The 21167-nt window shown below is 46.9% G+C and carries 14 protein-coding genes; 5 read left to right on the top strand and 9 right to left on the bottom strand.

All coding sequences use genetic code 11. The features are described 5' to 3' along the window. Positions 1 to 841 precede the first annotated feature (841 nt). The 3 genes from QUA57_RS25305 to QUA57_RS25315 all read right to left on the bottom strand — a co-directional run bounded on the left by QUA57_RS25305 (position 842) and on the right by QUA57_RS25315 (position 3094). The gene (locus QUA57_RS25305) at positions 842 to 1246 is read right to left on the bottom strand and encodes a hypothetical protein (protein WP_333064406.1); all 405 of its coding nucleotides are present in this window, start codon (positions 1244 to 1246) and stop codon (positions 842 to 844) included. Positions 1247 to 1364: 118 nt separating this feature from the next. Then, positions 1365 to 1538: a hypothetical protein gene (locus QUA57_RS25310; protein WP_333064405.1), complete on the bottom strand. Its 174-nt coding sequence runs from the start codon at positions 1536 to 1538 to the stop codon at positions 1365 to 1367. 68 nt (positions 1539 to 1606) lie between these two features. Continuing rightward, positions 1607 to 3094 carry a hypothetical protein gene (locus tag QUA57_RS25315; RefSeq protein ID WP_333064403.1) on the bottom strand — a complete coding sequence of 496 codons (1488 nt, stop codon included), beginning with the start codon at positions 3092 to 3094 and terminating at the stop codon, positions 1607 to 1609. 74 nt (positions 3095 to 3168) lie between these two features. Here QUA57_RS25315 and QUA57_RS25320 point away from each other — a divergent pair, with 74 nt between their 5' ends. After that, positions 3169 to 4830: a glycosyltransferase family 39 protein gene (locus QUA57_RS25320; RefSeq protein WP_333064402.1), complete on the top strand. Its 1662-nt coding sequence runs from the start codon at positions 3169 to 3171 to the stop codon at positions 4828 to 4830. A 130-nt stretch (positions 4831 to 4960) separates the two neighbouring features. Here the strand turns inward: QUA57_RS25320 and QUA57_RS25325 are convergent, their stop codons facing one another. Further along, positions 4961 to 9517 carry a response regulator gene (locus QUA57_RS25325; RefSeq protein ID WP_333064401.1) on the bottom strand — a complete coding sequence of 1519 codons (4557 nt, stop codon included), beginning with the start codon at positions 9515 to 9517 and terminating at the stop codon, positions 4961 to 4963. Between the two features lie 854 nt (positions 9518 to 10371). Further along, positions 10372 to 13470, bottom strand: a complete 3099-nt coding sequence (locus QUA57_RS25330; protein WP_333064399.1) for an MFS transporter — start codon at positions 13468 to 13470, stop codon at positions 10372 to 10374. A gap of 399 nt (positions 13471 to 13869) precedes the next feature. Between QUA57_RS25330 and QUA57_RS25335 the strand changes: the two genes are divergently transcribed. After that, positions 13870 to 15249 (top strand): 2-polyprenyl-6-methoxyphenol hydroxylase-like oxidoreductase, encoded by a 1380-nt coding sequence (locus QUA57_RS25335; RefSeq protein WP_333064398.1) that lies wholly within the window; start codon positions 13870 to 13872, stop codon positions 15247 to 15249. A gap of 501 nt (positions 15250 to 15750) precedes the next feature. On the opposite strand, the gene QUA57_RS25340 is transcribed toward QUA57_RS25335, so the two are convergent. After that, entirely contained in the window at positions 15751 to 16632 is an 882-nt protein-coding gene (locus tag QUA57_RS25340; RefSeq protein ID WP_333064397.1) for a glycerol acyltransferase, read from the bottom strand. Between the two features lie 319 nt (positions 16633 to 16951). Between QUA57_RS25340 and QUA57_RS25345 the strand changes: the two genes are divergently transcribed. From QUA57_RS25345 to QUA57_RS25355, 3 genes are all read left to right on the top strand, one after another. After that, on the top strand, positions 16952 to 17137 hold the full coding sequence (locus QUA57_RS25345) for a hypothetical protein (protein WP_333064395.1): 186 nt from the start codon (positions 16952 to 16954) through the stop codon (positions 17135 to 17137). Between the two features lie 667 nt (positions 17138 to 17804). Further along, positions 17805 to 18749 carry an SH3 domain-containing protein gene (locus QUA57_RS25350; RefSeq protein ID WP_333064394.1) on the top strand — a complete coding sequence of 315 codons (945 nt, stop codon included), beginning with the start codon at positions 17805 to 17807 and terminating at the stop codon, positions 18747 to 18749. Between the two features lie 228 nt (positions 18750 to 18977). Further along, positions 18978 to 19106, top strand: a complete 129-nt coding sequence (locus QUA57_RS25355) for a hypothetical protein (RefSeq protein ID WP_333064392.1) — start codon at positions 18978 to 18980, stop codon at positions 19104 to 19106. Positions 19107 to 19200: 94 nt separating this feature from the next. On the opposite strand, the gene QUA57_RS25360 is transcribed toward QUA57_RS25355, so the two are convergent. The 3 genes from QUA57_RS25360 to QUA57_RS25370 form a co-directional block, all read right to left on the bottom strand. Beyond that, positions 19201 to 19437, bottom strand: a complete 237-nt coding sequence (locus QUA57_RS25360) for a hypothetical protein (protein ID WP_333064391.1) — start codon at positions 19435 to 19437, stop codon at positions 19201 to 19203. Continuing rightward, positions 19437 to 20096, bottom strand: coding sequence for a glutathione S-transferase family protein (locus QUA57_RS25365; RefSeq protein WP_333064390.1), 660 nt, complete (start codon positions 20094 to 20096; stop codon positions 19437 to 19439). The genes QUA57_RS25360 and QUA57_RS25365 overlap by 1 nt, the downstream gene beginning before the upstream one ends. A gap of 169 nt (positions 20097 to 20265) precedes the next feature. Continuing rightward, positions 20266 to 21063 carry a hypothetical protein gene (locus QUA57_RS25370; RefSeq protein ID WP_333064388.1) on the bottom strand — a complete coding sequence of 266 codons (798 nt, stop codon included), beginning with the start codon at positions 21061 to 21063 and terminating at the stop codon, positions 20266 to 20268. Positions 21064 to 21167 lie beyond the last annotated feature (104 nt).

The raw sequence follows: 21167 nt of genomic DNA on the forward strand, positions 1-21167 counted from the left end.
AAGACTAAGCAGCGCGGTGGCATTTTTTCCCAAGCAGATTTTGAGTTAACTTGAGCGAATGTAGAACTCATATTGGAGACTCCATTAAGGGCATTATTAGTAGATACACCCCGGAGTTATCTCATCAGGCTTAATTGATTATATCTTAACACCCAATTTGGAAATGGTGTCATTTTAAAAAAAATTTTATTGATTTATTTTGCTCGGCATTTGCCTTTTGTTTCTTGACTAAAATGTAAATTGGAGCCTCTATCTATGGGAATAGATCGCAATATTAATCGGGAATATTGAAAGAAATCTAGGTTCTATTATCCAATTTTTTTTGACCTTATTTTGCTAATAGTAGCCTGCATTGAGGGATGCGGAAATAGGGGAGGTAATTCACCTCGGAATAACTCCTCTTATATTTAGTAGTTCTTATTGGAGTGGGAGAATTTATCTATAGGCACAAGGCACTAGAGTTTCCCTAGCTGTATTTCATCCAAGGGAAAACTGAATTATGTAGATTTTAAAAAATTCTATATGCTTTGAAGCTGCTAGGTTGGCGGTACACCCAAATACTGATTACCAGGACGTTTGGTCGTATTTACTAACAGTCAAAACGGTCTAATATTAAGTGGAACCCATCGCGGGAAATCAATTGGTTTATGGGATGCTACCGACACTGTGAGGACTGCCCACCTCACTACAAACATGATTCAAATTATTCAGCGCGAATTGATATGATTGCAAATTGAGTCAGATTAAATCGTTGATTTCGATCGCGGCTGCCTCCCTAATTACAATTGTATTCGAGTCCAGTCGCCCTCGGTACGTTCCACACCCTCCATTAAATCACTCCTTAATTAGCAAACAGTCGATCGCGCCCACCGCCGTTGCTGAGTGTATCACTATATTGACCGGCATAACACGAACCAAGTCCGCTGTTTTTACTCAGGGAACTATGGGATTTTGGCAATTGACTTTTGTAGGGTTCGAGGTAATCTGAACTGAGGATAACAAAGCCTAATTGCAGTTGGTTCGAGCTGCCCTCAGAAGTTGTGCGAGTTTTGTCAATCTCTCTAAGGATAGAGGCATATTTTTGAAGTGCCGAGGTATTTTTCTCGATGCAGCCAGATTCCCCAGCCAAAATTCTGGAAACAAAATATCCACCTTCATTGATGCTGGAGTCCTTGACTACAAAGCTTTGGGATGGGGGATTTGCGTATTCCAAGGGGGGAGTCGTTTCCCTTAAAGAAGTGAACATATTCTGTCCTCTAAAAGGCCGTTTAGTGGTAGATACAGCCTTGGATTCAGAGCTTCTGAAACTGCCAGCGACCTTGTTTATTTCGCTCATTCTTATTTCACCTATCTATCAGTTTGCCCTATTTCCGCAGCACTGCCATCCGCGATCGCACGGAATTTATATTCTGCGTGTTTTCCCTTACTTCCGCCAAACGCGCAATTACCGATCGATCCGATATCCTATCCGTGATACCACTTTCAAAAAAGAATCCAACTGTAAGCCCGTGCTTCAAACCTCGATAGTCTTCAGTCATTCCCCCATCTAAAATCTAAAATCTAAAAGGGTATGACACTTAGTAAATTGGCCTCGCAACTGCACCCCTCAAGATTCTGTGGAAGATGGCGGTTTTTTCCCTGCATTGCGAATATTAATAATCTTATTGAGCGCCTCAAACCAAAAAGCAGCCCCCATAGAAATAGCTACGCCGCTCAATATCCAACCAAACAATTTTGTCATCAAAGCCGGCCACAATAAATTCCCCTGCTTATCTCGTTCTAAGCTGTTCTGTTCGCTCCATCCAAAAGGCAGAGCTACCTGATCCAAAGCTCGATCGACATCCTGTTGAACTTTTGTCAGACTGGTTAAATTATTTGATTTAGTCTTAGCATTGTTTGCCACCAACTGCTCAGCGTACAAATTAACAGTCGAGCGCAACATCGAATCCTTCGACAACCGATTAATAATATGAATGCTATCAGCATTAGCAGCGACAGCGATCGCAGTTCCGAGCAAAATCGCTACCCCTCTGGCATTCCGCTTGTAAACGCCAGAAGCACGCTCCATCGATTGGTCAAACCAAATTTCAATTTCTTTCTGAAACCGCTGCAACTGCTCTTGAGTATCTCCGCCGCCTTTTTCAGCGCGCTGCGCTAAAATATAAAGGCTGCGTTTCAAAGATTCTGGCATACTATCCAAGGTTTCTTGAATTTGTTGATAAATTGGACTCTCCTCTTTGAGTTCCATAATTTCTGCTACCGAATCTTGACTTTTTTTAACAGTATTTAACAGATTGCTGAAACTCGGTTGCAGTTGCCCTAGCAGCGCCACCCGCTCAATTTTGCTGTCAAAACGAGCCTTGACAAATGCCATCTGCCTCTGAAATTCTCTCCCTGCCAGCTCGGTTTCTGGTAGATAAACCTGAGAATCCTTAATATAAAATCCTAGCTTTTCCGACATTCGATCTAAGCTGTTGCTCAAACTTGCTAAATTGTTTTGATAATCTTCAACTACTCGATTGAACTCCGCAGTCAGCCACCTAAATTTTTGCTCAATAATTGGTTTAGTAGCATCCGGCAAACTCAGATTTTCTCCAATCTGTTGAATTTGTGCTAATTGTAAATCTTTAAATCTTTCCAATCTGGTTTTAGAGATAGAGCTGAGCAAACTAGAAACCTTTAAAGTATCCAAAAGGCTAGCCGAAAAACACTCGGCTGGAATATAAGAAGGCCCACTGGATTTATTGCCGAAAACATTTTTAGTACCCGTAACTCCGTGGTAAAAATCCCCCATGCGGTGCGTAACAGAGCGGAATCCCTCTGATAAAAGCCCTTTCGCTCCCTGATTCAAATCCTTGATAATCGGATTGGCGTAAATCGAATGGGCTAACTGTCCGACTCTCTTCAATTGCAGGGGATCTTTCGCCCCTTCGCTGCCTCCAGAAATCAGCACTTCTATCGACTTCTTTAAATGTTCCGCCCGCCACTGCCAAACAGTAGCAATCAGTTCCTGAATTTCCGAAGCTAGCAAGCTTAAAGTCAGGTAGATAAATACTAAGCCAATGATAATATCTATAATTACAGGCAAGTTCATGGTATTTTCCTAGTCGCAAATAACTGCTGTCTAAGTTTACCCTCAGTTTGGGACGCTCAAAACTCTCTTAACTTATGTCAGAAATCTTTCCATTCCTGGGCCGCAAACCGAAAAATCGCTGGAATGACAGCTTTACAGACAAAGTGTGGATGCTGGCTTTTCTGTTGGCTGCAGTGCTGATTTTCGGGCTGAATCTGGGTGGCGTGGCTTTGCGGGATTGGGATGAAGGCATTGCAGCGCAGGTAAGCCGCGAAATTTGGCGCGGCAACTTAAATTGGCTGTATCCGACGATCGACTCAATGCCTTATTTGAACAAACCGCCGCTGGTACACTGGCTAATCGGGCTGTGTTTTGCCGTCGGCGGTGTCAGCGAATTGACGGCAAGGTGGGTACCGGCGATGCTGACAGCCACCTCAGTGCCCTTGCTTTACGCCATTGGCAGGGAGTTGTTTCCTCCGCGTTCGATCGCCATTTTTTCTGCCCTCGTTTATCTGACGCTGTTACCGGTGGTGCGGCATGGACGTTTGGCGATGTTGGATGGAGCAGTTTTGTGTTTTTTGCTGGGGGCGATGTGGTGTTTGCTACGATCGCGCCGGGATTTGCGCTACGCTTTGGGCGCGGGGATTGGGTTCGGACTCATTTGCCTGACTAAGGGCGTGATGTTGGGGCTGCTGCTGGCTGGGATGGGCTGTATTTTTTTGGTTTGGGATACCCCGCGACTCCTCACTTCTGGGTATCTTTGGGGCGGATTGGCGATCGGAACATTGCCAGTAGCTGCTTGGTATTTTGCCCAATGGCTGCACTACGGCCAATATTTCATCAACACTAATTTAGTTAACGAATCTTTCCGGCGCATTTCGGAACCTGTGAGCAGTCACAGAGGCCCGCCTTGGTATTATCTTTTAGAAATTTTCAAATTAGCTTTGCCGTGGCAGTTATTTTGGCTACAAGGGCTGCGTCTGAGTTGGGAAAATCGCAGTTTTGCCGGGCCAAAATTAGTATTGGTTTGGACTGGAGTATATCTGCTGGCTATTTCTGTGATGACTACTAAATTGCCGTGGTATGTTTTGCCAATTTATCCAGCTTTTGCTCTTGCCGTTGGCAGTTATCTTGCTGAAGTTTGGGAGCAACTGTGGCTGCCGCCAGAGCCGGTCAAAGAGGAAGCAGAAGAACGTTTTGATGCTATTTGTTTGTTGCCTCATCCCGCGATTTTGGCAATGCTGGGTTTAGTTGCTGTCGTCGGTTGCGTGTACTTCAGTGGCTGGGTACGGATCGGGGGACAAATTGCGCCTCCAGAGCGAGATTTGCAGTTAATGCTGATATTTGTAGCTTTGACAATGACAATGGCGGCCGTGTTGCTGCACCGCAAAGACCGGCAGTTTATATTAGTTTTAATTTGGGGAACTTACCTGACGCTGTTGGTATTGGTGGCTTCAGATAACTGGGTTTGGGAACTGGCGGAGGATTATCCTGTTAAGCCGATCGCCGAAATTGTCCGCACAGGAACTCCGGCGGGTCAACCAGTGTTTACTTCTCACCGCTTGGGCCGTCCATCGCTGAATTTTTATAGTCAACGCCAAGTTATTGTCGCCGACGCGCCGACGCTCAAACAGAAATGGCAAACTCTCCCTCAACCTTATTTTCTGTTAGAAAAACCAGTTTTAAAACATTTAGGTTTGCAGAATGCTGAGGTTGTCAAAACAGCCGACGATTGGGTTTTGGTAACTAAAAAGTAAGTTAATAGTTAACAGTCCCCTCCTTGGGGTGGGTGAGATAACTTTCGATTGTCTAGTGTTGTTTCAGATGGACAGCCTTACCCGAAGCGGACTTCAATTTATGAGAAATCAATCAGACAGGATCTAACCGCTAACCATCCACAGACTGCTCTATTTTTAACGCCGTTTCGACTCTTTGATACTCCGCCTCAACCTCTTCTAAAAGCGCGCAGGCCGGATCAGGTAAAGGCTGGTTAGCATTTGTTCCGATGCGGCCCATGATTTCGAGTTCCTCGCACAGCTCAAACAAGCGAAAAGCACCGAGAGTACCGCTAATCGACTTTAAAGAGTGAGCCGATCGCCGCAAAGCCAGCGGATCGGCGTTGGACAGAGCCATAGAGATGCCTCGCAGCAGTTCGGGAGCTGTTTCGAGGTAAATCTCGATCGCCTCGTCCAAAGCTTCCACTTCTCGCAGTCCCTCTATAATCTTGGCACTCAGGGAATCGTGACTCTGTGACAAAGCCCGATCGAGATTTGATGCACCCCAATCGACGACTGCCGGCGAATTGGTAATTGTCAGTTGTGGATTTCCCGCAACAGCCACATTCGATCGCACTTGTAATTCACTCGTTCCTTCGATCTGTTCCGCCTGGGCATCCAAACAAACAATCGGCTGCAGACGATCGAATGGGGAGTTCGATCGAGATTTACACCCGGTCAAAGCTCGCACCAACTGGTCAATGGCGATCGGCTTGCTCAAATAGTCGTCCATCCCCGCAGCCATACACTCTTCGCGATCGCCCTGCATCGCATTTGCCGTCATCGCCACAATCCAAGGCCTAGGTGGTTTTAGATTTTGGATTTTCGATTTTCGATTGTTAGATTCCTCGCCAGTCAATTTTGGATTTTGGATTCTGGATTTTCCATTATTAGATTGCTCATCTGTTGCGGAAACTTCTGATCCTCCCGTGGGATTTTTGGTCGCGTCTCGATTATGAGATTGCTCATTTGTTACGGAAACTTCTGATTCTCCCGTGGGATTTTCTAAAGTTAAATCTGCTGAAAATTGCTCGCGGATGTGGCGGGTAGTTTCCAGTCCGTCCATTTCCGGCATTTGCACATCCATCAGCACCACATCATAAGGCTGGCGGCGCAAAGCTTCGAGCACTTCGATACCGTTTCCCGCCACATCCGCGCGATACCCCATCCGCTGCAAAATTTGCAAAGCCACCTTCTGATTCACCAAATGATCGTCAGCCAACAGAATCCGCAGGGGTAAGTTCTCTGCCAGCACGGGTATGCTTTGCAAGAAAGCCCCGCTAGTGCGCTGCCCTTTAAATTCCGTTGTCTGTTCTCCAAAAATATTGATTAAAACATTGTAAAGCTGAGATTGTTTGATGGGTTTATTCAAAAAAGCAGCAAAATCCATCTCCATAGCAGGGGGGTGAATTTCTTGCCTGCCGATCGAAGTTAGCATCACTAACGGCAACTTTTCGCAATCAGGATACCGGCGAATTTGCGTCGCTAAAGCTAACCCGTCCATTTCCGGCATTTGCATATCCAAAACTGCCAAGTCAAACACCTCTTTAGCAGCCAGCCAATCTAAAGCCAAACTAGCCGAAGCTGAAGCCCTAGCCACCATTCCCCAAGACTGAGCTTGGAGAGTCAAAATTCTGCGGTTGGTAGCATTGTCATCGACAATTAAGACTCGCTTCCCAGCTAATTCAGGTTGAGAATTGCTCAAGTTAAGTGGTAAGGAATTCTTGCAGCCAGAAACGATCGTACTAAAATAAAAAGTAGAGCCAACGGATTTCGTATTTTGGCCGATCGGCTTGTTGCTGAGTACAGATTTGCCATAGCCATATTTTTCGGCAATTTCGCAAGATTCTGCCCATCCCAAATCAAAAACTGCCGATGATCTAAAATGGGCCGGAGGATTGCCCGCGACACTACCCATACTTTCCACCCACATCCGGCCGCCCATCATTTCGGCCAAACGCTTGCTAATTGCCAAACCCAATCCGGTACCGCCGTACTGCCGGCTCGTTGAAGAATCAACCTGGCTGAAAGATTTAAATAGCCGATCCATGCGATCGCTCGGAATGCCAATACCGGTATCTTTGACCGCAAAATGTATTTCGTATGCTGGGTTAATTGCTACGGGTTCGCCAGCAATTAATGGCGGTTCTTTAGCCTTAGCCGCCGGCACTGAAATCTTTTTGGCAGTCACCGAAACCACCACTTCTCCAGCGTCGGTAAATTTAACCGCATTACTGAGCAAGTTGATTAAAATTTGCCTCAAGCGGGTGCTATCGCCGATCGCCGTTGCCGGTACTGTACGATCGATCAAGTAACCCACTTCCAGTTTTTTTTCTGCCGCCTTGGCAGCTACCAAGTCTAGAGATTCCTCAATGCAAGTGCGGATGTCAAACGGATGTTCCTCCAAGTCCAATTTGCCCGACTCAATTTTAGAGAAATCTAGAATATCGTTGATCAGCGTCAGCAAGGCATCGCCGCTGCTACGGATAGTTTCTACAAAATCGCGCTGTTCGCGAGTTAAGGGGGTATCCAGCAGCAAACCGGTCATGCCGATGACTCCATTCATCGGAGTGCGAATTTCGTGGCTCATGGTGGCTAAAAATTCGCTTTTGGCTCTAGTAGCCGCCAGTGCTTGATCGCGAGCTTTTGCCAAATCTACGTCGGTTTGCTGGCGTTCGAGTTCGCTTCCCACCCACTGAGCCATCAGTTTCATCAACTCTCTGTCTACAGCTCGGAACGGTTCTGTCACAGGAGTCGGAGAAAAGAAGCACAGAGTGCCGTAAACTTCACCTGCCACAGTGACGGGAATGCCCATGTAAGCTTCGATTGGGAAGGCTCGATCGTGCGTGTTGAAGGAAAAACCCGAAAATCGCACCGACTCAAAGTAAATCGGTTCTTTTGCCATTGCCGTAGCGACGCAGAAAGTTTTTTCCAGATCATAGATTTGGTCTTTGACTATCGACCCGTCGGGACACTCAACAGCCATTATTTGATAGTTGTCGCCTTGAATGCAGGACAAAATTCCCACCGACAGGCCTAAATGCCGACATCCCATTCCCAGCAGTTCTTGGAGGCGCAAATCAAAGGTAGAGAGGTGGTTGAGCGGGTCTGTACGGGGAGCCGAAGTCACTTGGTACAAAGCTTTGATTGCAGCTTCGCTTTCTCGCAGTTCTTGTTCTGTTTGCTTCCGCACGCTGATGTCGCGGGAAATGCCGATAATTTCTTGGACTTCGCCGGTTTGGGGATCACTGATCGTGCGGCCGGTGGTTTCAAACCAAATGTATTTGCCGTCTTTGCGGCGGATGCGGTAGCTGACGGTGTAAGTAACTGGGAGCGCCAGGACTTTCCAGTGAGCTTTGGCAATGGTTTCTAAATCGTCGGGGTGAAAATAATCCTTGGGGACGCGGCCGATGAGTTCCGAAGGTTCGTATCCCAGCAAAGCCCTGCTGGCGGGCGAGACGTAAACAAACACGCCTGTGGGGTCGTGTCTGGTGATCATGTCGGTTGAGTTTTCGGCCATCAACCGATAGCGGTCTTCGCTTTCATTACGTTCGACTTGAGAATTGCCCAATGCTTCTAGCATTCGGTTGATGGCGTCGGCCAAGCTTGCGAGTTCATCTTCTCCGGCCATAGGAACTCTCAAGCTTGGATCGCCGTTGGCTGCGATGTTGCTGACGCTGGTGCTCAAGGAAGCCAATCTCGCCAAGACTAATTTTTCTAGCAACAGCAGGGTGATGGCGCTAAATATTAAACCTACTGCCAGTATTGATAAGGTAAACAGCTCCAAGGTGGCCTGACCTTGGCCGTAAATGATGCGATCTGTCTCTACTCGCAGCAGCAGCGCTAGGTTGCCGTGGATGTCGCGAATCAGGGCGTATCCTGCGACTAAGGTGTCGCTGAGTGGCTCGACTAAAATTTCTACAGATTTGAGGTTGGAAATTTTGAGTTTGACATTTTCCAACTCCTGCCTCGATCGAGCCATCGCCTTGGCGCTGTGCCCGAAGTAGTTCGCGGCTCCCACTTTAAAATCTAAGCTGGGCAATCTAAAATCCACTGACAGGTGAGTCAGTTCTGAAAGCAAACCTATTTCGCTGCTGTCGAGGTAGCGTCCCAAGATCAGCGTCCCCCGCGACGGGCCTTGGGCGTTGCTGTTGAAGATGGGCTTGGCGGCAATCAGCAGCCTGGCTTCTGGCAGGGTGAGAACGCCTGTTTTGGCGGCGGGACGATCGCCATCGACTGTCGATGAGTCTAGTAGCGCCTCGGTCAAGTGCTGTTTTAAGCTTTCGGGAATCGGGATTTCGGTTTGGGATTTAAGGTCGAAACCTTTGCTGAAGATCGTCTTACCGTTAGAGTCCAGCAGTACCAAGAAGTTTAGTCTCAAGTAAATAAATGTCGAATCGACGAAATTTGACTTGACAAAATTTTCGTTCCGTGTTTCGACGAAAGAGTAAGTATCGTCCCACTCGGCGTAATCTTGGGCGCTGGTGTCTAAATTCGACAAGTCATCATCTAATGCGTCCAAAGCCCGTGCGACATCCTGGCGGACGTACTGTGCCTCCAGGTTGTGAAAATCATGCAGCAAAATAGTTGATGCAGTGGCATAGAGAACCACAATCAGGCTGATCAGCGCTGCACCGATGATTAATAGTGTTTTTTTTCGGAGTTGCATGGCGTCGCCCTCCTCACGGTGCTACTAGGCAACTAGCCAGGAGAGGTTTGAGACGTAGGTTGTTTAGCATTGGCGATCGCAGGGCCTGCGTGTTTGGACTGTTCTCGGGTGACTTGGTAAAGCCCTTGGTATTTCCAAGGTATCCGGTATGTTGCCCCCCACAGTCAGTGTAGTATTTTCACAGCTTTAGTTCCCTATTATGCACAACCTATTACCTACAAGTTATAACCTGACGATCGGCCTCTTCAAAATAAACCGCCGATCGAACTCAAAACAGTTCGCGTTTGATACAGACGCAGCCAGGGCGGCGGGGGGTTGGTATAACAGGCGTGCTGGGTTGAGAACCCTCACTATTATTGTATCTAAAAAATATTGAGGAGAGAGCGGACTGGTAGGTCGAGTTTTCCCTGCCAAAAGGATCTCATTTCAATAGCTGTTTTGATTTTTGTCGTTTTATAGCAATCCTTGCAGGAGTAGTGCAATAAGCTTAAAAGCCTATCCAGCCTAGAAGCTTGAACGGCGTTCAACAATTGTGATAGCAGAGGCAAGGAATATCCGGCGACTTTTCATTTACATCCGAAAATAAAATATACAACAATCAAAAAAATCAGTTTTTTACTTTTCTATTTTGAATTAATCAAAACTGCTAATTAAGATTTATAAATTCACAGTTTCCACAATCCTCAACAAACTGGTAGGAACGGGTTTACCACTAACATTATTCAACAGTACTAACAAATTAATAAAAACCCATCCCCACTCCCCGATCAAATTCTTTACTAACATTAGTGCCTGATATCAGTAGAAACTCATATCAGGCACTATCGGCAATCCGATCGCAACTAAAGTCTTTTTTATCGGATGACGGCTAAAGCACCGGCGCCAGCAGCAGCAGCGGCCGAGGAAAGAGCCGTGAAAAACAGCCACCAAGAGGCAACTTCTGCTGCTTTGCGGGTTTCTTCGGCTTGTTTTTCGGCTTGCAGTTTGATGCTTTCGAGGCGAAGCTGCGCCTCTTGCTGCAAGCGTTCTGCTCTTTGCAATACTGTGTTGCGGCTTCTTTCAATTTGGTCGATCAAGCGGTTGGCATCTGCTTCGGAAATGTCCTCGCGAGAACTCATTAATGCTACTAAAGTATCGCGGTTGAAATGACCAAGCCGATCGCGCAAAGCGTCAAATCCGGCTTGCGGATCGTCAAATAACTTCCGCACGTCCCGCGTAATTCCTTCGTAGTTGAGTTCAGGGCGATCGAGCGAATTGAGGTAATCCCGAATTTTTCCGAGAATCCCGTCAATTACCGACTGAATACCCTCCTGTATTTTCTGAATTTGCATTGCGAACTCATCGCGCACCGACAAAATTCCATCGACAATGCGATTGGCTTCTGCTTCAGAAATATCCGGTCGCTGAGACAGCAGAGAAACAACTGTAGCTCGATCGATGTGCGACAAGCGCTCGCCCAAACTGTAAGCGCCGACTTTCGGGTCATGCAGCAGCAGTTGCAAGTCGCGCTTGATGGCTTCTGGATTTAATTCATCCTTGCCAGTATTACGCAAATAATCTTCTAAAACACTCTGAAAATCGTGCACTTGGCTTTGCACCCGTTTTGCCAAACGGCGCGGCGCTTTCACAATCGATCCAAGAGTTTCCTGCACTTGGTCGATAATTTGATTGACTTGTTCCTCGCTCAAATCTTGTCTCTGAGAAAGCAGTTTTACCAAAGTATCGCGATCGACTTGAGACAGGCGGCCACGCAGTGCTAAAGCTCCTTCTTTGGGATTTTCCAGCAGTTTTGTCAAATCCCGCTTAATCCCTTCAGGATTGAGTTCTGATTTGCCAGTATTGCGAAGGTAATCTGCAAGGGCGGTGGTGGTTTGGTCGTACTGATCCTTAGCTTTTTCGGCCAACTTTTGCGGCGCATGCAGCACGCCGTGCCAAGTTTCTTCGGTGCTGTCGAGAAGCTGATTTACTTGGTCTTCGCTGAGGTCTTTCCGCTGAGATAGCAATTTTACCAACGTTTGGCGATCGAACCTAGAAGCTCTAGCTCTCAGGGCCCACATTCCCGCTTCTGGGTTATCAAGCAGCGTTTTCAAATCGCGCTTGATGCCTTCGGGATTGAGTTCTTCTTTGCCCGTAGACTTCAAGTATTCTTGTACTCTTTGCCACTGGTTGTCTAGTCGGACTTGCGCTGCTTCTTGCAGACCTTTAGCATCTGCTAAAACTACATCTCGCGTCCTTTCCAACTCTTGAACAATCTGTTCTACTTCCTGGAATCCGAAGTTTTCGCGGCCTCGGAGAATTTGCACGAAACTGTCGCGGGTGTAAGGAGAAAGCCGAGCGCGCAACTGTTCGTAACTAGCATCGGAATCCTCTAAGATTTTTTTGAAATCGCTCCCGATACCTGCTGCTGTCAGTTCTTCTTTCGGCGTCAGCTTCAAATAAGTTTCTACCCGCCACTGCAAATCGCGAGATTTTTCTTGTTCCTCGGCAAAGATCACAGTTTGTAAAACGCGCTGTCTAATTGCTTCTAATTCCTGGGAAATTTGTTTAATTTTGTCTTGGGTAAAAACACCTCTACTCGCCAGGATTTCGGCAAAATTAGACTGTTTTAGTTTTTCTAATTCGCGGCGCACAGTTCCCGGATCGGCTGTAGGATCGTAGAGAACGTCCCGAAATTCGCGCTCGATGGCTTGGGGGTTCATCTGCCACGAATAAGTGTTGAGTAGGTAGTTTTCTACGTCGGCACGAATTGGGCTGTAAGTTACGGGTTCGCCTTTGACTTGAGCGGTAATTTTATCAGTTTGCTGGGTAACTTTGTCTTTAGCTTCTTTGAGCTGACCGACTACTTTTTCAAGATCCAAGTCAGAAATATCTGTGCGACCCAATACTATTCCCATTAAAGCATTGACTGCCATTGTCGTTGCTTGAGACATCATGGTCGGGCTTTGTCCAGAGTTTTGACCGCTCAGATTGCTGAGAGCTTTTTCTACCCTACTTGCCAATTTATCTGAGACCAAATCGCCGGATTTGGCCGATTTGAGATAGTCTACTAATTGGGCGATGCCGTCTGATTGCTGCCCTTGTTTTCCTACTTGTTTCCAAGCATCTTGAAGTTGGTCTACAATCCGGTTTACGTCGCGTTTTGATAAGTCCGATCGCGAACTTACTAAATCTACGAGAGTTTGGCGATCGAGATTCGGCAAATTTTCGGCTGCAATGGTTTTTAGTTGCGGATCATTAAGCAATTTTTCAAACTCGCTACGCATCCCTTTGATGTCTAATTCTGGCGGTTTGAGGCTTTGGATGTAGTCTTCGACGTTTTCGCGCAAGCTTGTGGGGTCGATCGCGCTACCCAGTTCATGGCCCACTGCTGCTGCTGCTGCTTTCGCGGTGGCGACTACTTGGTTGCTGGCTGCTTTGGCGCCGATAGCCGAGGCTGCGGTGCCGACAATGGCTTGAAAGCCTGATGTGGCGGTGTTGACGACGGAACCGATCAAAGAACCGACGGTGGTGGAACTCACCCAAACAAGCATTGAGAAATAGGTTGCCCACACGACTAAACCGACGATCGCACCTAAACCAGGACTGCTAATCAAGCTGAGCTTAACTGCTAGCAAGCAAGCAAAGAATAAAGCGACGGTGACGGTAATCAGCGTCCAAGTGCCTACTTTTCTGCCGATGTGGCGGACTGGGGAGCTGCCGCTATCCGAGTGGTGGCCGTCGTCGTGGGATTGTCCCATGTACGAAAGGCCGGCTGCTACTGATAAATTTGTTAGCAATAGTTGGAAAGCGCAGGCGAGCACCACTCCAGCTATCAAGGCGATAAAAAATTGCGGCCCGGAATAGAGGAGTGCTGCGTCTTCTGCTGTGTTTGTAGTAGTCTGCTCTACTGGCACTTGGGCCAGCCAGAACCCGATGTTATACAGTTGTGGATTTATTGGCAAATTTTGATACATAGTATATTCCTCGTTAAGGAGTGGGTGCGCGCGCTCATTGGCGCAAGTTAACTAATGTATAGTTTTAGACTCATGCCCCCAATGGCAAGCATCGCCTTATTGACGAGCTAAAGCATCCCCCTACAGTTGGAAGTGTAGAAATATGTCTGTGGCCGGCTGTCACTTTAGGAATATTTGTGCTATGTAAATTGGCAATTGTGAAGTTGTTAGTTCTCAGGTATGAGTAAGGTGCGCTGCGGCGCATCCGAGATAGATGGTAGTAATGGTAAGTCGGATTAAAATAATGGCAGAGGAAAATCTTTGGTCGATCGATATTAAGAGTGGGTACAGAAGCCCAGACAAATTGTTCACAATTCATCAACCAATGCCATAGCAAATTAGCTTTGAAGGGATTCGATAGTGCAGCGAGAAAGTCATGCAATTATTATTGGCGGCAGTTTAGCAGGACTGTTGGCATCTAGAGTATTAGCAAAACACTTCGACCGAGTAAGTATTATTGAACGAGATTTTTTTCCAGAAAAACCCGCACCTCGCCCCGGGATTCCTCAATCCCGTCACCTTCACATCCTTTTAAATCGGGGGAAAATCATCCTAGAAGAGTTGTTTCCCGGCTTGGAAAGCGAACTGGTAGCTGCTGGTGCTCCTAGGTTAAATCCGAAGTCGATCGGGTGGTTTAGTCCGGCGGGTTGGGCCCCGCTATTTAGCCCGGATCTAAATGATTTAATTATGTTCAGTCGGGATTTACTGGATTGGCAAATTCGCCGCCGATTGGCTGAAAATACGAACGTGCATTTCCTCGAAGGAGGCACCGTAACGGGGTTGCTGGCGAATGCCTCACGCACGGAAGTTGCTGGCGTGTCGGTGCGTTTTCGCGATCGCCACAACCCTGGTAACATCCATGCAGAGAATTTGTATGCAGATTTAGTAGTCGATGCTAGTGGCAAAGTTTCCAAAACACCTCAATGGTTGAAAAGTTTGGGCTATGAACCTCCGCAAGAAACCGCTATCAATGCTTTTGTCGGCTATGCCAGCCGCATCTATAAATGCAGCGGTAAATTGTCAGACACTGCGCCAGTATTTGTGTCAACCGCACCGCCATTTCGCACCCGTGGCGGTGGAATTTTCCCGATCGAAGGCAATCGCTGGCTGGTGATTCTCATCGGGGGCGATCGCGATTATCCCCCCGCAGACGAAGCAGGCTTTCTAGAATTTGTCCGCACTCTGCCAACCCCGACAATTTATGATGCAATTAAAGACGCAGAAGCAATAACACCTGTTTATAGTTATCGAGGTACAGAAAATCGTTTGCGCCACTACGAGCGCCTCTCTTGTTACCCTGAAAACTTACTAATTATCGGTCATGCAGTTTGCGCTTTCAACCCGATATACGGACAGGGAATGACGGTTGCTGCGCTGGATGCTCAGATGCTAGATGAATGCCTGCTGCATCAGCGGCAGTGCTATCTTGAAGGCAATTTAAAAGGTTTCTCTCGACAATTTCAACAAAAACTAGCAAAATTACATACAATTCCTTGGACATTTGCCATCAGCCAGGACTCCCGCTATCGAGGAAGTACAGGTGCTAAACCAAATTTGGGCACGCGGCTGATTATTGAGTACATGGAGTTGGTGCTAAAAGCGCTTGTAGATGATGCTAAAGTTTGCCAAGCATTTTTGGAAGTTGTGCACATGATTGAGTCGCCGGCTGTACTTTTTCATCCCAGTATTGCGCTTAAGGCGATCGGGCAATTAGTCACTGGAAGGCAGAAGCAAAATTAATATAAAGAGTTTATAAGCTGTTGTGGATTTAATTTGTATGTTGAGGGCGGGCTTTCCTGCCCAACCCCTACTATCCACAATAAAAAAAATATTTTACTATGCAATTTAAATGCGGATTAGCTTACAGAATCAGGTTATTTTGGCAAATTATATTTTTACCCCCCCGAGGAAGGAAGATAAACGCAGATGAAGTCCTATTCATCTGCATTTATTTAAGCTGATCTTATGTCCGCTTGAACCTGGATGATAAAACGGATGACTTTTGCGCCTGCCGTTTTCGGATATTTCACGTAATTAAGATGGGTAAAATCCGATTTAGTACCCCAATTGTCGGTTTTTGAAATAAATCATTAGATTTATTTCAAAAAATGTTTGTACTCACGACTTACCCACAGGACTCAAGAAACCAGTTTTTTTACCCATAGCCCTCGCGCTTCACGCTATATTCTCGTAAAAAAAATCGGTTTATGCAGGATAGAATAATGTAGACTTGTGCAATTGTCACTTGCCAGCCAAACAATCTAATTGTTCTTGCATTTGGGTGGTAACTCGATCGAAACAAGCATCAACATAATCGCGATCGCGCGCCGCCTCCGAACCATACCTCTCAAATACAATCGGTTCGCAGACGCGAGTCCGAATTTGCACGGGTAAAGGCAGGTTTGGCAAAGGCCCAATACTCAATCCCCAAGGCAATCCCAAATACACCGGAAATACCACCGGATCGATGCCCAACAACCACGGCATCCCCCATTCATGCAATTGCTTAACTTGTTCGTACAAATCTGCCAAAACTATCAAAGTATCGTGGGCACCGTGCGATATAATTGGTAAAATTGGCACTTCTTCTCGCAATGCTAATTTGATAAATCCCTTGCGTCCCGCAAAGTAGATTCGATCGCGCAAATGGTGGGGGCGAAAAACATCTTGGGCGCCGCCCGGATAGACGAGAACTGCAGCATTTTTGCGTAAAGCTGCGATCGCCATTTTTGGATGTGCCTTGAGGGCACCACACTCAACCCCCATGCTAGCAATCTCTGGGGAAACCTTCCATACCGTGGGGTGCATCAATCCGTATGCCAAGCGTTCCGTGCCGTACCTGCGGAACCATTCGTATAGGAACATAAACATATCTGGAGCGGCGAGTCCCCCGTTGTGAGAACCAACCACGAGCATTTTTCCGCTGGCCGGTACGTGGTGCCAGCCGTCGCTTTGTACGCGAAAATAGTAGCGGTACAGCCATTCCCAAACTGGCAACCAGAGCTCAATGAATTCGGGATTGCGATCGTCTAAAGATAGACCGTCAAAGGGATAGTTAGAGGATTTGCCGTCTTTTTTGTTAGTAGTTATTGTCACTGCAAAAATATTTAACGCTTTGGTCATTATATAGCAGAAGGAAGAAAGCTTTAACTCTCGAAGAGAGAAGGCTTTAGTTATTTGGGCAAGAAAGAAGAAGGGAGGAGATTAGTTGGGCTTTTACTCTCATTGTGCGTGCGCTAATCGCCATCGCCATGCGAGAAAAAGATTTTTCCTATCATTAATATGCTCCCATTCCGAAGGAATCTACCGCATTAGTTTTAGCAAGTGAAAACTTCATAAACATCGAGTGCGGTTGCTATAGCAATATAATTAAATCAGAATGGACGCAAATATTTGGTTTCTAATTTGAGCGGGGTGCTTTTGTTCAGAGGTTTTGTGCTGGTTGTCTCCACAGGAACAAAACCGTTTGCCCTCAGCTACAGCAACTGTCGCTGAGGGCGGGGCGGCTTTAGCCACAAAAACACAACTGTGCCCCAAGCCGATAAGTTTCCGTTTTGGAAGATTTTATCAAATTGACGCCCGCCATCGGGTCAATGCTAGCGATTTGCGCTGTTTGCCACAATTTTAATAGTCCTGGACGCACGTACTACGATTTTCTGTCCGAAGATAAAGTAGTGAAGCAATCTCAAACCCTTGATTTAACGCCCTTGAGTGCCTAAGCCCTGTTTAAGTAAGGTACGATCGACAGTTGAGTTATGTGAGCGCGATCGAAGAACTGTATGCGACTTGTGCCAGCCCACTAGGACGATGGGGTCGATCGCGCCAATCGCCTGTCAGTGAGAATCTGGGAGGATCTACAGCACAATCTCGCTCTCGAATCTGCCAAGAATTCACCTGAAATGTAGCCCCATATTACTCAACTGCAACAACTGACAGCTAAATGGTTTAACGAACACCTGACAAGATATTGGCGGATAACACATGACTTGGATTCCTAGCAAACTGTCCCGCATTTAAACTGTTAACTGTTGACTGTTGACTTTGCTGCTCTTCCATTCCCCGACTCGGACACTCTCGCCTTCTCCCTCCCCCGCTCTGCCATAATGAGTCATTTATCGGCGTAGCAGCTTTATTTGTCTTCGCTCAACTCACCAAACATTAAATAATATAAATAAAACTTGACTTGCGGTCATAAAAAAGTTATATAAAGATTTTTTGTGGAAGATAAATGGATTTTTTTGCTATATTGACCTGCAATTAAGATAATGATTGTGGTTAAGTGAGGATTTGAACGGATGAAAAACTTGAATTGCTGGAATAAACCCGCTGCATTGCTGGGCGCGATCGCGATCGTAGCCGGAAGTTTGCAGGCGAATGCCATCGGTGTTGCCGCCCCATCAACATCCACTGTCAGTCAAGATGCTGAAAATATTTCCTTTGAAGATAGCGCGACCTTTCAAATAGCCCAGGCTGGCAACCTTTGTCGCCAAGTCACTCCCAAACAAGGTTTGACCGTTCGCCAGAACCCAGACCCCAAATCCCCTAGAGTTGGCGGGGTACCACTTAATACTCAGGTAATGCTGTCCCAAGGCGCTACTTCTGTTAAAGCCTCCGACGGTCGCCTCTGGATTCAAATTACCGCTCCCGTCACAGGGTATGTGGCTAGCGGATATCCCAACAACGAGGCTAATTTAGGTTCGTGCACGACAGCCAGCACCACAATTAGTCAAACTCCTTCCCCAAGGCCGGCAGCGACACCAGCACCGGCACCTGCACCGGCACCAGCAGCGACGCCAGCACCGGCACCGACACCAAGTCCAAGTCCAGCACCGGCACCGGCGCCAGCACCAGCACCAGCACCAGCACCAGCACCAGCACCGGCACCAGCACCGGCACCGGCACCAGCACCAGCACCAGCACCGGCACCAGCACCGGCACCAGCACCAGCACCGGCACCAGCACCGGCACCAGCACCAGCACCGGCACCAGCACCAGCAACGGGCCCCGTAAGTCTGTGCCGGCAAGTAGAACCTCGCGTAGCCCCGAGGGGTCTAGCGATCCGCACCGAGCCTTCCAAGACTTCTGTGGTTAAAGGCGGTGTAGCGGCTAACGGTCAAGTAACGCTTGTGCCGAATTTCCAGTTAGTGAGAGATAAGAATGGAGAAGACCGCAATTGGGTTGAGATTTCAGCCCCTGTGGCGGGATTCATCTCGGCTGGAAATTTGATCATGTGTAAGTAAACTTGTGAGTTGGATCGCTCTTTTTGACTAAAAGAGCGATCGACACCAAAAATAGTTTTAAGATTGTGGCGCAGGCAGGAAACAACGCCGAGCCCCGACTGCTTCTGCAGCTTACGAATGAATAACTTATTTCTATCGGGAAGCAGCGGTAGCGAATCTTTCTGTGCCTCTGTTTTTCGTGAGTGGCGTCAAGTCCTAGCTTGGTTCCTGGCAACGCACGCGGGATGAATGAATTTAAGCAAAAAGCCGATCGATATTTCTACTGACAGCGGTCGCTTGCCCAATCTTGGTGTCCGCGATTTGGTTGACACTTCGATTGTCGGCCAATCCAGACAATTTCCCACTTATTTTGCCTGATTCTGAGTTCGATGCGGTGTCGCATTGCAGCAACAGAATCGTCAGCTAAACCGACGACGGTTTGGACAATTACCGCTGTTTCTCGCGTGGGATATTAAACCGAAATTTGGTCGCTTTTTCTGCCTTCAGATTCTTGGTCACTGCTAAAGAATTTTGCTGCGATATCTTTGGGATTGGAGACGGTAATTTTGCGATCGGCAAGGAATTGTTTAGCGTTAATTGCTTCGTAGTTCGATCGGGCGGCGGGCTGCCCCTTTGCTGCGATGGGAATTTGGATGCAGGCGAAAACAGCTAGGAAAAAGAGCGATCGCTTGGCAATTGATTTGTTCATTAGGCTTGAGATTGTGCCAGAAATTTTTGTCTTCGAGATGCGTAAGCCGCCATATCTACCTCGGTGAATTGAGTTTGCTGCCATGAGGGACGCGACATTAGCCGATCGCACCAAGCTTGAATTTTAGGATAGCTGTCTAGGGAGACACCAACCCAAGATAGCAAGGGCACGACGGTGCCGGCAACGCACTCGGCAAACGTGACACTGTTGCTAGCGAAAAAAGGGCGATCGTCCAGCAAGCCTTCAAAGAATGTCAGCACAGTATTGACTTTTTCCTTAGCCTTTTCGATTTCCTGCGGTTGGGGAGTTCCCCGTCCCATTTTTTCACTGCCTAGGGGGTAAAATTGCGGTAGAAGTTCGTTAACCGTGACCAGTTCTACCATCCTCACAACTGCCAAATCTTTCGGTTCTTTTGGCAGCATTGCCGGTTCGGGATACTTCGTTTCTAGATAGTCAAGAATTGCTAGAGACTCGACGACAGTGAAGTCATCATCGACCAAAACAGGGATGCGGTGAAAAGGATTTATTGCGACAAACTCAGGCTGCAAGTGATCGCCGTCCAAGTGGATTTCTACTAATTCAAAGTCGAGGTTTTTTTCTAAGAGGGCTATCCACACGCGGCGGGAGTTGGGGGAAATGGGAGTGTGGTAAAGTTTCATGGCTGCTTGCGTTGGTTGTTGAGAGTGTCAGGTGTTGAGGATTGAGTTGTCTCGCGCTGCTGACAATATTTAGACTGTAGTCAATTTTACCCGCTCCGGAATTGTCAGGGCAAATACTGGTTAAATATAACAAAAATATGTGCGATCGCATTTAGCTAATTTAGCTACATCATATTGAGTTAATTTCCACCTGCTGATTTACTTCTATTACGACTTGAGCCTCAACAAATGGAGTGTAAATTGGAATATTCGATGCTAATGCTTCAAAGCTAATAACGAGAGAATAGGGTGCTTCTGCATCTGGATCGTTATTCCAACCTTCATGTCCAACTACTGCAATGCAGAATGCTTCTCTGAGTTGAAATGATTTGACAACCGTCCAATCCTTTTGAACAGTTCCCGCGCTTCTAGAAACACCCTCAATTTTTCCATAGTTTTTGGCTCTTTTGCCAATAGTCCACTGAAAAACTTCCTCTCCCTTTTCAGCATCCTCTGAAGCATCATACTCTTTCAAAATCCTAGCCAGAAATTTTTCTGGATCTTCTCGCTTTTTACTACAATCCCAATCCAGCCAAGTTGAAAGATATTTTCTGCGATTTCTACGAGTTCGACGTGGTTGTGCTTTGTAAGATAGAGTAACTTCTACCAGAATCTCATGTTCTTCTCCCTGAGTACGCAATTTGTCTGGCAATTTAACTTGGTAAACATGAGCCTGTCTGGCTTTGATACGATTATTTCCTCTGGTAATCAAAGTGATGCGATTGGGAGAATTACCTAAAGCGCGATCGATATTTGGAATGCCATAACCAATTTGACGAACAGTATCAAGTTTTTCTTCTGCCCACTCTGGCCATCTGGCTGATTGTACTATCAGCGCACGATGTAAAAGGCAACTTTCATCCGGCAACTCAGCACCAAGACACGCTGCAATATGGCTGACTTTTGGCGTAGCATATGACGTTCCCACCGTGTCAGCAGCAACTGCTGGCCCACCATCATTGGTAACAAGTTAGAAAGGAGTAGATTTTGTCAATACCTCTTTCTGCAGAAATATTATGGAACAATAATGAT

This window comes from Microcoleus sp. Pol7_B2, from assembly GCF_036701035.1.
Lineage (GTDB): Bacteria > Cyanobacteriota > Cyanobacteriia > Cyanobacteriales > Microcoleaceae > Microcoleus.